The sequence below is a fragment of the Sporofaciens sp. JLR.KK001 genome (assembly GCF_036941055.1).
Taxonomy (GTDB): Bacteria; Bacillota; Clostridia; order Lachnospirales; family Lachnospiraceae; genus Sporofaciens.
The window spans coordinates 720651-733585 of record NZ_JAYMNO010000002.1 but is presented as its reverse complement, the minus strand read 5'-3'; the positions used below and the strand labels follow the sequence as shown (position 1 = coordinate 733585).

12 protein-coding genes are annotated in these 12935 nt (G+C 47.5%); 4 read left to right on the top strand and 8 right to left on the bottom strand.

The features are described 5' to 3' along the window. Positions 1-3 precede the first annotated feature (3 nt). The 3 genes from VSQ62_RS28690 to VSQ62_RS28680 all read left to right on the top strand — a co-directional run bounded on the left by VSQ62_RS28690 (position 4) and on the right by VSQ62_RS28680 (position 4358). On the top strand, positions 4-1368 hold the full coding sequence (locus VSQ62_RS28690) for an amidohydrolase (protein ID WP_334638305.1): 1365 nt from the start codon (positions 4-6) through the stop codon (positions 1366-1368). An 89-nt stretch (positions 1369-1457) separates the two neighbouring features. Next, complete coding sequence (locus VSQ62_RS28685) at positions 1458-3092, top strand: PucR family transcriptional regulator (RefSeq protein WP_334638304.1); 1635 nt, start codon at positions 1458-1460, stop codon at positions 3090-3092. A gap of 165 nt (positions 3093-3257) precedes the next feature. After that, the gene (locus VSQ62_RS28680; protein ID WP_334638303.1) at positions 3258-4358 is read left to right on the top strand and encodes a DUF3810 domain-containing protein; all 1101 of its coding nucleotides are present in this window, start codon (positions 3258-3260) and stop codon (positions 4356-4358) included. Between the two features lie 30 nt (positions 4359-4388). On the opposite strand, the gene VSQ62_RS28675 is transcribed toward VSQ62_RS28680, so the two are convergent. After that, positions 4389-6608 (bottom strand): DNA topoisomerase III, encoded by a 2220-nt coding sequence (locus VSQ62_RS28675; protein ID WP_334638302.1) that lies wholly within the window; start codon positions 6606-6608, stop codon positions 4389-4391. Positions 6609-6776: 168 nt separating this feature from the next. Here VSQ62_RS28675 and VSQ62_RS28670 point away from each other — a divergent pair, with 168 nt between their 5' ends. After that, a complete protein-coding gene (locus tag VSQ62_RS28670) occupies positions 6777-7859 on the top strand; it encodes a DUF6033 family protein (protein WP_334638301.1) in 1083 nt (360 codons plus the stop codon). A gap of 64 nt (positions 7860-7923) precedes the next feature. On the opposite strand, the gene VSQ62_RS28665 is transcribed toward VSQ62_RS28670, so the two are convergent. The 7 genes from VSQ62_RS28665 to VSQ62_RS28635 are packed head-to-tail and all read right to left on the bottom strand — an operon-like array spanning position 7924 to position 12931. Next, positions 7924-8145: a carbon storage regulator gene (locus tag VSQ62_RS28665; RefSeq protein ID WP_334638300.1), complete on the bottom strand. Its 222-nt coding sequence runs from the start codon at positions 8143-8145 to the stop codon at positions 7924-7926. Positions 8146-8148: 3 nt separating this feature from the next. Beyond that, positions 8149-8589, bottom strand: coding sequence for a flagellar assembly protein FliW (fliW, locus tag VSQ62_RS28660; protein WP_334638299.1), 441 nt, complete (start codon positions 8587-8589; stop codon positions 8149-8151). A gap of 38 nt (positions 8590-8627) precedes the next feature. Beyond that, complete coding sequence (locus tag VSQ62_RS28655) at positions 8628-9233, bottom strand: DUF6470 family protein (protein ID WP_334638298.1); 606 nt, start codon at positions 9231-9233, stop codon at positions 8628-8630. Between the two features lie 36 nt (positions 9234-9269). Beyond that, the gene (locus VSQ62_RS28650; RefSeq protein WP_334638297.1) at positions 9270-10394 is read right to left on the bottom strand and encodes a flagellin; all 1125 of its coding nucleotides are present in this window, start codon (positions 10392-10394) and stop codon (positions 9270-9272) included. Between the two features lie 14 nt (positions 10395-10408). Beyond that, entirely contained in the window at positions 10409-12121 is a 1713-nt protein-coding gene (gene flgK, locus VSQ62_RS28645; RefSeq protein ID WP_334638296.1) for a flagellar hook-associated protein FlgK, read from the bottom strand. 21 nt (positions 12122-12142) lie between these two features. Next, the gene (flgN, locus tag VSQ62_RS28640; protein ID WP_334638295.1) at positions 12143-12613 is read right to left on the bottom strand and encodes a flagellar export chaperone FlgN; all 471 of its coding nucleotides are present in this window, start codon (positions 12611-12613) and stop codon (positions 12143-12145) included. 15 nt (positions 12614-12628) lie between these two features. Continuing rightward, positions 12629-12931, bottom strand: coding sequence for a flagellar biosynthesis anti-sigma factor FlgM (locus tag VSQ62_RS28635; protein ID WP_334638294.1), 303 nt, complete (start codon positions 12929-12931; stop codon positions 12629-12631). Positions 12932-12935: the final 4 nt, after the last annotated feature.

Here is a 12935-nt window from a genome sequence, read left to right as displayed (position 1 = left end):
GCAATGGAAAAAAGAGATCTTCATAATGAAGTGAAGAAGATGAAGTCACTGCTTGAAACCACAAGCAGGCTTATCTGGGAACATCCGGAAGTTGGGGGTAATGAAAAAGAGTCCGCCGATTATTTCAGGAAACTTCTTGGAGGCGAAGGTTTTAAGATTGTAAATGAGGAGCATATGGAGAATGCTTTTTATGCGGAATATGGTTCCGGTAAACCTGTGATCGCGATCCTGGGGGAATATGACGCGCTTCCAGGCTTATCACAGAAGGTGACGGACAACAAGGCGCCTGTAGCGGAAGGGGAACCGGGACACGGATGCGGGCATAATCTTCTGGGCGCGGCCGCGGCTATCGGTGCGATCGCGGTAAAACGCTATCTGGAAGCGGAGGGGATCAGCGGGACGGTGCGTTTCTACGGATGCCCGGAGGAAGAGCTCTTAAGCGGCAAGGTTAAGATGATATATTATCATATGTTTGATGATTGTGATTTTGCGATCAGCTGGCATCCGATGAGCGCTAATATGGTATATGACAGCGGTTATCTGGCAAGCGCGTCGGCACATTTTGAATTCAGGGGGAGAAGTTCACATGCCGCGTTCGCACCGGAACTTGGACGAAGCGCTCTGGATGCGGTCGAGCTGATGAATGTTGGGGTAAATTATCTAAGAGAGCATGTGACTTCTAAGGCAAGGATCCATTATACTACGGACAGCGGCGGATTTGCTCCGAACATTGTTCCGCCGTTGGCGGGCTCATGGTATTTTGTACGGGCCCCGTATATAGCGGATGTGAAAGATATTCTCAAAAGAATCAGGAAGATAGCGGAAGGCGCGGCGCTCATGACCGAGACTGAGGCAGATGTGAGAATAGATTACGGATGCTGTGAGATGCTAGAAAATCATGCCTATGGAGATCTTGCGTATCAGAATATGAAAGAAGCAGAGCTTCCGGTTTTTGATGATGAGGAGACAGAGTTCGCCAGCCGTCTTGTCGGCACCGTGACGAAAGCAGACGCGGAAAAAGCACAGAAGCTATACGATACGGAAGGCAGGCCGATGACATGGAAGCTGAATGACCGCAATCTGTACCAGATCAATCCGCTGACCGCGTCCTCAGACAGCGGGGATATCAGCCACATTATGCCGATGTGCGTTGTCACTACTTCCTGCTGGCCGGCAGGAGTAGCGCCTCATACATGGCAGGCTACGGCAGCAGCCGGATGCTCATTGGGAGAAAAGGGCGCGCTGAGCGCTGCACAGATTATTACAGGCATTGCATACGATCTGTATAACAGGCCTGATCAGAGAGAGGCTATCCTGACGGAGTTTAACCAGAAGAGGGATGCATATGTTCCGATGTATGAATCATAATTGTTAGAAGGTAATCCAGCCCTTTCGTTGAAGACGAGCTTGAACGGGCTGGATTTGTGCATATATATTATTTACAGGGGGAGATGAAGATGGGGATTGCGCTGTACCAACTGCTTGCTCAGGAGTATTTTAAAGATTTTCATGTAATAACCGGTCACAAAGGCCTGACAAAAGAGGTACAGGGAGTTGCGGTTATGGATGCGCCGGACGCGCTTCGGTGGACGAAGGGAAAAGAACTGATCATGACTTCAGGATATGCGTTGTCGAAGGAGCCTTATTGCCTGGAACGCAGTTTTCAGGAAGGTGCTGCACAGTTGTCGACAGGGCTGATGATCAAGCGGCAGCGTTATCTGGATACGATTCCCGAGCATGTGATTGAATTGTTTGACAGATATGACGTGCCGCTGATCAGCATGCCTTTTGAGGCTGCATTTATGGATGTAATCAATCAGGTAAATGTAGCTGTGATGAATCAGGCGTTCAGGCGTTTCAGCATTCGGAATAACAGTGTACTGCAGCTGTCAAACTTAAGCTTCAAGGAAAGGAAGATCAAGAAGATCCTGCAGGCTGTTGAGGCGGAGATGAAGTTCCCGGCATTTTTATACGATATAGGTGAAGAAAGGGCATATTACAGTTCTGCTAATTTCAGGCGGATCTCCGAGAGCTTTCATCTAAGGGACGAGGACTACTGGAACCCGTCAAGAGAATACAGCAGCCACAGCCTGTGCGAGCATATGCATATGACCAGATACCGGCTGATCGATCCGGTTAATCCAGATGGGCCAAGAATCAGCTGGGTGTTGATCCCGATTATCATGAACAAAGTGACACAGGCATATTTTGTTGTGATGGAGTCGAAGGATTTCCTGGACTACTGCGACGAATATTCTATACGGATTGCGTTTCTGGAGCTTCAGTCGGTCTATGAACAGATCATGGTTGCACAGAGTATCGGTAATATAGGGTTCGAGAATTTTGTGCTGTATGCTCTTAACTATGATGAGAAGGATCAGGACAGACTGATCTATCAGGCGAGTCAGCACGGGATCTCTATGTCGAAAAAGTATATATGCATCATGTTTGCTCAGACACAGGACGAGACGGTAAGCGTAAGGGATGAACGCAAGAATTTTGTGAGGAGTTTTTTGGACAGCGCCGTTTCCAATTTCGGAAGGATAGCGTTCTTAGATGAGAACAGGGGAATCATTCTCTGGGACGCGCAGGAGGGAGATGAATATGATCTGGAATATTTTAGCCGGATATTGGAGGAGTTCCGCATCAAAGTGAAAGCAAAATGCAAGGATGTGGAATTAGAATTTGCCGTATGCAGGGATGAGATCAACCTGCTGTCCTTGAAGGATGGAGTGAAAAAATGCCAGAAAGTAATGGCAATGGGCAAGAAATTATTTCCGCAGGATCATATCTGGGATTACGGAATGCTCGGCCCTTACGCATGGATCGATATTCAGGAGGACGAGCTGGAGGCTATGCTGAGCGAGTACCGTCTGCTGCTGCAGGATGAGAAGAACAGGGAGCCGTTAAAGACATTAAAAGTATATCTGGAAAATAATATGAACTTCAGCGTTACGGCAGAGAAAATGTATGTCCACATCAACACGATCCGCAAGAGGATCGATAAGATGAAGGAGCTTCTTGACCTGTCACTGGATGACAGGATCGCCAGGCTGAAACTGGAGATGCTGCTGCAATTTCTGAATTTGTAGCGGCTGATGATACCCTCAGTGGGCGTGTGTCCCCTTGTCCGCTGAGGGTAAGGAAATATAAGGAAGCATCCCCCTCTTTCTTGACAGTAAGGAGGGGGATTGTTACACTTATACTATCGTTGTATCAAGACGGCAGGGGAACGAGAGAAACGGAGAGTGTAATGTATGCAGGCATATCTACTTGCCCCGCGGTTTCGCGGGAACAGAGCAAAACAGATCGCAAGCGCAGTCTTGCTGGCAGCGGCGCTTGTATTGAGCATAACCGCGAGGATGGTTCCGGGATTCGCCCAATGGTACAGCACACATCTGTATCCTGTATGGGTGGGCAGTCTCGGGCGGCTGACGGGGTATCTGCCCTTCTCGGCAGCAGAAATACTGCTGTATCTTCTGCTGGCTGCCATAGCGCTGCGGGCGGTCAGATCAGCCGCGGATATCAGGAAGAAACAGGCGGGGTATAAAGGTGCAGGATGGGATCTGCTTCTGCTGGCAGCAGCGCTTTGCTTCCTGTATGTGGTAAACTGCGGGATCAATTACCATCGGGATTCATTTTCAGAAAGCTCGGGAATCCAGGCGGAAGAATATACAGTGGAAGAATTGAAGGAAGTGTGCCAGTGGCTTACGCGTAAAGTAGAAGCTTATAGCGATAAGGTGGCGCGCAAAGAGGACGGCGGCATGGTTCTTGAGGTGCCCCTGGATGAGAATGTCATAGCGGCTATGCGGGAGCTGGGGGAGGAATATCCAGAGCTGGCAGGTTACTACCCCAAGCCAAAGAAGCTTGTGAACTCCTGGATCCTTTCCGTTCAGGACTTATCCGGAGTCTATTCGCCGTTTACCATAGAGGCGAACTATAACGGCGATATGCAGGATTATAATATTCCGTTTACGGCTTGTCATGAATTGTCTCATCTTAGGGGCTTTATGCAGGAACAGGAGGCGAATTTTATCGCGTTCCTTGCTTGCAGCGGATCGGAAGAGGATGCATTTGCATACAGCGGTTATCTGATGGGATGGATTCATTGTATGAACGTGCTCTACCGGGCAGATTACGACGTATGGGAGGAGGTACGGAGCCAATTGCCGCCGGAGGCGGAAGCAGATCTCAAGCTGAACAGTGAGTTCTGGGCCAGATACGACGGCAGGATCGCGGAGGTGTCTAACAGGATAAATGATACATATCTTAAGGCCAATGGGCAGGCAGACGGAGTGAAGAGCTATAACCGGATGGTGGATCTGATCGTGGCATATTATAAAGAAGGCAGCCGCTGAAGGTATGTTTTGCGGCTGCCTCTTGTGCATTTACTGTAATTTGATTCCGGAAAGGGCATCTGCAAATGCGGTGTTGATGGTCTCTTCCTTTTGCTTTTTCAAATATTTCTGAACATCCTTTTTGGATACTCCGGCTCCTTCTTTTTCACGCCGGGCCTTGAATGCCGAGAGCTTCTCTTTGTATCCGCAGGCGCAGACGAAGGTTTCTTCCGAGCCTTTCTTGATCAGTTCCATCTTCTTGTGGCAGTTCGGACAGCGGGCGTTGCTTGAGCGGGCAATTGTTTCGCGGTAGCCGCATTCCCGGTCCTGGCAGACCAGGAGACGGGCGTTCTTGCCGTTGACGGCGAGCATCCGTTTGCCGCATCTTGGGCACTTGGTATTTGTCAGATTGTCGTGCCGGAAGGTACCGTCTGCAGAGCGGATCTCTTCGATCAGAGCCTCAGTATAATGCTGGATATCCTGGATAAATGCATGTTCCTTTCGATTCCCGTTTGCGATATCTGAGAGCTGCAGTTCCCATTTGGCGGTAAGCTCCGGCTTCTTCAGATCTTCCGGGACTAATTCTAATAGCTGCTTCCCTTTTGAGGTGATCAGGAGCTCATTGCCTTTCTTCTCGATCAGGAAGGAATGGAAGAGCTTCTCGATAATATCGGCACGTGTGGCGACGGTTCCAAGCCCTCCGGTCTCGCTCAGGGCTTTCTTCTGATGGATGTCCCTGGATTCCATATATTTGACAGGATTCTCCATGGCAGACAGCAAGGCCGCTTCGGTGAATCTTGCCGGCGGTTTGGTCTTGCCTGTGTTGATGGTGACCGTTGAGATTGGAAGCTTGCTGCCCTGTGTCAGATCCGGGAGCGGCTGATCGGCATTGTGTCCGCGGAATCCGGAGCCGGCATCGCCCATATCGTCATAGCCGTCTTCGTCTGTGTAAACGTCATAGTCTGCGTCGTATATTGTCTTCCAGCCAGGAGACAGGATGATCTTGCCCCGGGCCGCAAAATTCTGACCGGCTGCAGAGGCCCGCATAGTGGTCTGCTCGTATTCAAATGCGGGATAGAGGACGCTGATGAAGCGGCGCACAACCAGATCATATATCTTCCGCTCTTCATTGCTCATATGGTCTAGCTGGACATATTCTTCTGTCGGAATGATCGCGTGGTGGTCGCTGACTTTCTTATCATCTACGAAGGCTTTGCTGGTCTTGATCGGGCTTCTCAGCAATTGTGGGATAAATGCTTTGTAGGGGCCTGTATTGCATGCTTTCAGCCGTTCCTTGATAGTCGGAACGATATCTGTCCCGATATAACGGGAGTCGGTTCGGGGATAGGTGAGAACTTTGTGATTCTCATACAGCCGCTGCATGATATTCAGCGTCTCTTTCGCAGAGAACCCAAAACGTCTGTTGGCATCCCGCTGCAATTCAGTCAAGTCATAGAGGCCGGGAGCTTGTGTCTTCTTCCTGGACCGCTGAATGTCCGTAATGGTCAAGGACTGGCCGTTCAGCCGGTCTCTGAGGTCTGTAATAAATTCCTTCTGAAAGGAACGTGTACTCCCGTTCTTTTCATGCTGCCAACTCCATTTTACAGAATTGGCAGTACAGGTAAGCTCATAGTATTCCTGCGGCTTGAAGGAACGGATCTCCTTCTCGCGGTGGGCAATGATGGCAAGAGTGGGGGTCTGAACACGCCCGCAGGATAATTGGGCATTGTACTTACAGGTCAGCGCGCGGGTGGCATTGATGCCTACCAGCCAGTCGGCCTCAGCACGGCTCTTAGCGGCGTAATACAGAGCGTTGTACTGGGAGCCGTCCTTCAGATGGGAGAAACCCTCACGGATCGCTTTATCGGTGACAGAAGAGATCCAGAGGCGTCTCAGGGGCTTATGGCAGCCGCTTTTGTCCAGAATCCACCGCGCCACCAGTTCCCCTTCTCTTCCGGCATCAGTGGCTATGATAATGTCGGAAATGTCCTTGCGGAACAACTGGGTCTTGACGTTGCGGTATTGCTTAGAGGTCTGCTTTATCACCACCAGGTTCCATTTCTTCGGAAGCATGGGAAGATAAGAGAGATTCCATTCCTTGAACTTCTGATCATATTCTTCTGGATCGGCCAGGGTTACAAGGTGGCCCAGCGCCCATGTGACGACATACTGGCTGCCCTCTATGGCGCCGGGAAGATTCTTATGGCAATTCAGCACCCGTGCGATATCACGGGCAACAGAAGGTTTCTCTGCTAATACGAGTGATTTCATATATCATAAATTCTCCTTCTAAGTTTCATCATAACAAACATAGCGGATTTGGGATAATTTGTCAATAGAATGCCTGTATTCTATTATGAAGCCTGAATCCCCGCCGATATACTTATATAAGATATTTCAGGATGGATGGATTGCCGCGGCAGAAGGCGCCATTCATAGATGAGACGTAGAGGAAGGGGGATCACTATGCAGGTGAAGAATAACAGATATTATACGGATACGCAGGCGATAGGATTATCCCAGGTGAATTCTCAGAAGGAGTCAGAGAGTAGTTACGTGCCGGAGCAGACTGGCGCTGCATCTATGATGAATTATTTGACACAGAAGTATAAGAATATAGATTTTAGCTTCATTTCGTTTGATAATAACCGTCAGATCAGTCAGTATGGTGCGGCTCAGCGCGGAACGAACAACGTGGCGATCTCAGAGAAGCTGTTGGAGAGGATGAGTACGGATGATAAGCTCAGGCAGCAGATCGAGGATATCCTGGATCATATGAGCAGCTATCAGAGTTCTGCGAAGATTGAGGCGTTTCTCTGTGATAAGGATCTTGTGGGCATGGGGCTGGTCATTGACGAGGATGGGCAGGTATCCAAGTGGACGGCTATGAAGGAGAAGGATAAGGAGTCTTATCCTACGTGGTGGAGAGACAAGGAGTCGACATCATTCTATGCGAATGCGAAGAAGAAGACGCCGAAGACGAGATCCTACAGTTTCTCGCATACTTCGAATATGATGCGCTTAGCGAGCGCCAGGGATGTGAAGTCGGTCAAGGGCTTGATCTCAGCCAAGTACGGAGAGATGCTGAGGGTTAAGTCACAGGTGAGCGATCCGGCTGAGGCGGCGGCGGTGATCCGTAAGATCAAGTCGGTGATCCAGAGCGGGAATATCAAGGTCGCAAGGCTTCATAAGGAAGAGAACCTGAGGCTTCGCCAGAAGTCGGCAGAGCGTAAGATGAAGGAGAAGCTTGCAAGACAGCTTGCACAGGAGCTTAAGCGTAAGCAGAATTCCAGGATGGGGCAGGAGCGCTGTCAGACCGCCGGTCTGGATGATGTACTGGGGGCTCCGGTCAGTGACGAGAGATTCCGGCAGATTGCGGAGCAGTATGTGGATACCCTGTCGTCAACCGCATTGGCGGCGGAGATGCCGTCTCTGGGTACAGTTGCAGCCGGGAGCGGAGTGAGCGTAGAAGTTATGTCAGCGCCGGTGACTTCGGTGGCATCCGTTGATTGTTCGGCGTAATAGTGATGAATAAGAAAAAGGAGTTGACGGGAAATAATCCTAGCAACTCCTTTTTGTCTGATTATTATTTCTTCTTCATGATCTCATCCAAGACCTGTCTGGAAGCAGTTGCGGACGCCATCTGGTTCTCGGCAGCAGCTTCTTTCAGTTCGGAGCGCAGAATGGGGATCTCCTTGGGCGCATCGATTGCAAGCTTCACCCAGTCTGTTCCAGTGTCAACGACCGTCAGTGTAATGTTATCATTAATAGTAAGGGATTGTCCCTTCCTTCGTTGTAGTATCAGCATTCATTACCCCTCCTTACGCATATCGCCAAGGAAATGGCGGAATGTATATTCCGGATGATCCAGGATCACCTGCTTCGCCCGGCGGTTCAATGCGTTGACTGCGAGAGGAGCTTTCAGGTTTATGGTAGATTCTGCAACCGAATCGCGGATGACGCCTATTACATAGAAGGAAATATCATCTGCAGAGTCGGTTCCGAGTTCCTCTAATTCATACTTGGGCAATACAGGGTCATAGTCCGGGAATATGCCGAATGGATTCAACAATATAAAGGAAAGCGCCTCATCGTCCAGACATTGCAGGGAGATCATAGAGTCGTCATCCTCCTGAAATGAGATCGGAAGGTATTCGGTGTGGCTTTCAAAGCCAATCAAACCATTGATGATATGGATGGTTTCTTTTTTTTCGTAGGAAATTGGTCCAAAATATTTTGCGTTGATATTCAATATAGATTCCTCCTGATATAAAAAGTAAGGGCTTTGTTCTAAGCCCTTACATCAATTGGTTCATAGTTTGGATCTGCGCTTGGCGGTACATAGATGGGACCGCCAATATATTCAATTCGAACTTCTGGACGCTGTGTGATTGACATCTCAATATTGCCAGGTATAAACTCAAAATTGCCATTCGCTATCTTCAAATCAAAGTTCAATTTATCCATCTCATAATTAATCGTCAGATCAGCGGCTTCATAATTAATATCCACAGGTGCGGATGGAGTGAAGCCAAGCTGGAACTCACCGGTAGGTGCAGCAGTCCTTTGCTGCATGATCTGTCCGATCACATCTTCGCCAATCTTGGCATTCAGCAGAAGATGACCTTCCTGTGCCATCTGTGCTGTTGCACTGTAAGCTGCTTCTTTGCCTGCCTGTGCAGTCTGAGCAACGCTTCTGGCAGTGGTAGGAACGACAGAATTCCTTGCCTCTGTTGAATCCAGATTGAGCTTCACAGGACGGCTCTTGATGGATAGTCCGCCGTCATTCCGGCTGATCTCCAATTCGGCTCTGGAACGGGAATATTCCAGACGAGCATTATTAATCTTCAGTTCGTATTGAATAGGGACTGATGTGATTTTGATGAGTTGATTCATATAAGTATACCTCCTTTCTCATTCCTTTTTTTTCTATTAATTCATAAAATCAATAAACGATGGCGTCAATATATTGTTGCCGACCTTCAATGCTGCGTTGTATGCATATTGAGCCCAGGAGAAGTTCATGATCGCTTCTGCCATATCAATATTGACAACGTTATCAATCTGTGTGGTAAGGTTAATCTCGTTGGTTTCAAGACGTTCCTTTGTAGTAGTAAGAAATTCTGTCTTCGTACCAAGAGTGGTTACATGCTGCAGGACATTATTACGCTGGCCGTCAAACGTGCCTAAGAGTTCTCTGTAACCCTCATAATCGAACTCTTCTGCAGCTAACTTATTTGAAATCTCGCCCATGAGAAGAATCATGTTCTTTTTGTTATCACCGCCAGCCGTTTCATCATATCCGACTAATTTAATGCCGGGAAGACTGATGTTGAAAGCGCTTGAATCTTCTATAGCAACACCACCTATAGTATTTCCAGTTCCGTCAGTATTTTCACCAATACTAAGACCGAATCCCAAATCTACATAAGAAGTATCGTTGGCTAAATTCTTTAATCGTTCTTTACGTGCAGTCTCAGTATTATTAGCAGTTTGATCTATTTGATTATCGGCAGTGTAAAGTGCACCTGTAGTAACGTCAACATTCCTATATAATAAAACTTGTTTTTTTTCTCCGTTAGGATCAGCAGGGTCTTTAGGAACATCAGCAAGTCTGAAAGGCGGTGTTACTCCATCACTTCCGGCAAATACATACTTACCTTCGTAGCTAGCATTCAGACTTAAAACCATACTTTCCTGTGCATCGCGCCATGCCGTTGCGTAGGTCAGACGTGTATCACGGGAACCGTTCGTTCCGTTCAGGGCTTCAAGACCGTATTGTTTGTTCAGTGTCAGTGCGATGTTACTGATCTGCATCGCACCGTCTTCCTGAGCATCCTGATAAGACTGGACATCTTTTACCTGGTTTAAATAGTCTTCGTTTCTTGCGTATTTACGATTCAGCACAGCGGCGCGTAGTGCGCTGGAAGGATCTTCCATGGTGGAGTTAAACCTTCTCTGCGTCATAACCTGAGTTCTTGCAATATCCAGATTCGACATGGAAGCCCCAAGATTCGATTTATAATTTCTTAATATAGCATTCGTAGTAATTCTCATATTAGACCTCCTTGTTACCTTCCGACAACGCCGGTTCTGTTGATCAATACGTCAAGCGCTTCATCTAAAGTTGTCATAAGCCTTGCTGCAGCGGTATAAGATTGATTGTAGTGCAACAGGTTCATCCCTTCCTCATCCAACTGAACACCGGATACTCCGTCTCTGGAATTGGACGTCTGATTCAGAACAGAAATCTGATTAGCCAACATGGTGCTCTCTGACTTGTAATCAATACCCAGAGTTGCTTCGAGATTGGCAAAGCAATCGTGGAAACTTCCAGAGTAGAACTGCTTGCCGTCAACTTCAAACGAAATCTTATTTTCCAATAATTTGACCATGTTCAGAATGTTCTCATTAGCGGTAGAACCGGTCTCTTTATCAGTGACAACATAATTGTTGGAAGCGGTTATTTTGTAAGTACCATTAGCCCAACCGTCGGCAATCTTGATATTGGAAGCTGAAAATGGTAACGAATCATCCTTTTTCTGGAATAAGGCATAGTCATAAACAGGCTTACCAGTTGCCTTATCGGTATAATATAAAGGTGTAGGCGGATTCGTAGTAGTGTCGAATACAAGGTTTCCATCTTTATCTCGTTGTTGCAGATAAATTGGATTTCCGTCTTTATCTTTTACTTCAATAACATTCCCTTTGTCATCTGTAAGATTCTTAGGATTGCCGTCATTGTCTGTTGGAATGTTCATCTTATTAAACTCTTCAGCAAACGTAGCCACCAAAGAATCTAATGCCTTCTCATAATATCCAATTCCTCTGAAATCGCTGCCGTCAAAATCACCGGACTTATTGATCAGATCCAGAGTTCCCTTCAATGTACCGGATCCCAGAATATCTGTTACTTCTGTAGTGCCACCCTTCGCGTCAGACAGCATCAGTCTGGCGGATTTGTCATTGACAATAGCGTCGAACGAAGCAGCACGGCTGTCAGAAATAAGAGAATGTTTTACACCATCTGTATCCGTGAAAACAACATCTAAAACTTCTACATACTGATTCGGTCCGATCTCCTGATCGCTGTATTTTACAGAAATCGGCAGATAACTTCCAAGTTCATCCAACAGAGAATTCCTCTGATCCTGAAGTTCAAGAGCCGGGTTGCCAAGAATCTGGCTGTTCTTGATACTTACATTCAGATTCGCAATATTATCCAATAACTGGTTCAAGTCTCCCACGTCCGTGGTAGCAAAACCGGTCTGGACATTCTCACGTACATCTTCAAGACGAACGGAATTCTCACGGAACAGATTCAGCAGAATCTGCATCTTGGAACGAACCATGGCATCATTCTCATCGTTAGCGATACCAGCCGGAGTAGACAGCGTGTTCAGTGCGCTGGTAAGAGAGATGAAAGCCTCTCGCACACCGGACATAGTAGCTTCATCGAAGATGGGCGTCAACAACTCGAAACCGGCTGCATGGGCATCAGAAGTTCCCAGCTTACTGATCTGAGAACGATACTGAGCATCTAAAAACGGATCCCGAAGCTGGGAGATTCCTGTCATCTCTACACCAAAACCAACCTTGATATTGGACTTGGAATTGCAGTAATCACCTCTCTGTGTATTCAAACTGGCAATATCCAGACGCTGTCTGGTATAGCCGGGGGTATTAATATTGGTAATATTCTGACCGGTCACGTCAAGAGCACGCTGGCTGGCTGCCATACCTAACTGGGCAGTGGTGAATCCGGCAAATGTAGAACGTATCATAGTAATCCTCCTCCTGATCTATTATACGGAGCGGCTTGTAAAGCGCTTCCGGTTGTCATTGTCTGTCTTCTTACCTGATGCAGAATAAATATCCCTGCCGGGACCCTCAGAAGCAAGGGCGGATTGTATCATATGAAGGTTCACTTCGATGATATCCTTCGCACTCTCACTTACAGAACGAAACGAGGTGACCCGTTCGGATAACTGGTCGAACAAAGGGCTGAGAGAAGCTGAAACCTCTTCGGGGGCTTCCTCAAGAATCTGACGAAAGGTATAACCTTCCATACCGAGATGCTTCTGTTCTGCTTCTCGCTTCTGCTCCAGACCGCGTAATTGAAGAACGGCGGCCTGTTCCTTGTGCATACAATCTTCCACGAATGTAACGCGGTTCTTAACGGCGGCATCAAGCTTCTCCTGCTCAATCTCAATCAGATGGTCAAAGAGCGTGATAAATTCTTCAATTACTTTGGTAAATGCGGTAAAATCATTCATACTCAATATGTCCTCCTATAGCAGCAGCATCCTTGCCGCTATGGCATGGGCATCAACATGATACGTCTTAGCAGTAATCTGTTCCTGAAGATTCTGTAGCTTATCTGCAGACGCCGTATCCTTAACCTCAGAAGACAATCTCCGGGAGATATCTTTGGCAAATGTGCGTTCTTCGATCTGCCTCGGATCAGACTTTATAATAACAGCATCAAAGTTGTGTCCATCATTGGAAACTGCAGAAGGAGTAGAATTGTCCTTTGTATGAATGCGCAGATCCGTATAATTATTCATTACATTATTATTAGTCGTTATCTTCATACTG

What these genes read in the sequence shown, in the direction of transcription:
- VSQ62_RS28635 (WP_334638294.1), bottom strand. Translation starts at nt 12,931, where the DNA reads ATGAAGATAACGACTAATAATAATGTAATGAATAATTATACGGATCTG.
- flgK (WP_334638296.1), bottom strand. Translation starts at nt 12,121, where the DNA reads ATGATACGTTCTACATTTGCCGGATTCACCACTGCCCAGTTAGGTATG.
- VSQ62_RS28655 (WP_334638298.1), bottom strand. Translation starts at nt 9,233, where the DNA reads ATGAATCAACTCATCAAAATCACATCAGTCCCTATTCAATACGAACTG.
- flgN (WP_334638295.1), bottom strand. Translation starts at nt 12,613, where the DNA reads ATGAATGATTTTACCGCATTTACCAAAGTAATTGAAGAATTTATCACG.
- VSQ62_RS28685 (WP_334638304.1), top strand. Translation starts at nt 1,458, where the DNA reads ATGGGGATTGCGCTGTACCAACTGCTTGCTCAGGAGTATTTTAAAGAT.
- VSQ62_RS28670 (WP_334638301.1), top strand. Translation starts at nt 6,777, where the DNA reads ATGAGACGTAGAGGAAGGGGGATCACTATGCAGGTGAAGAATAACAGA.
- VSQ62_RS28650 (WP_334638297.1), bottom strand. Translation starts at nt 10,394, where the DNA reads ATGAGAATTACTACGAATGCTATATTAAGAAATTATAAATCGAATCTT.
- VSQ62_RS28675 (WP_334638302.1), bottom strand. Translation starts at nt 6,608, where the DNA reads ATGAAATCACTCGTATTAGCAGAGAAACCTTCTGTTGCCCGTGATATC.
- VSQ62_RS28680 (WP_334638303.1), top strand. Translation starts at nt 3,258, where the DNA reads ATGCAGGCATATCTACTTGCCCCGCGGTTTCGCGGGAACAGAGCAAAA.
- VSQ62_RS28665 (WP_334638300.1), bottom strand. Translation starts at nt 8,145, where the DNA reads ATGCTGATACTACAACGAAGGAAGGGACAATCCCTTACTATTAATGAT.
- VSQ62_RS28690 (WP_334638305.1), top strand. Translation starts at nt 4, where the DNA reads ATGGAAAAAAGAGATCTTCATAATGAAGTGAAGAAGATGAAGTCACTG.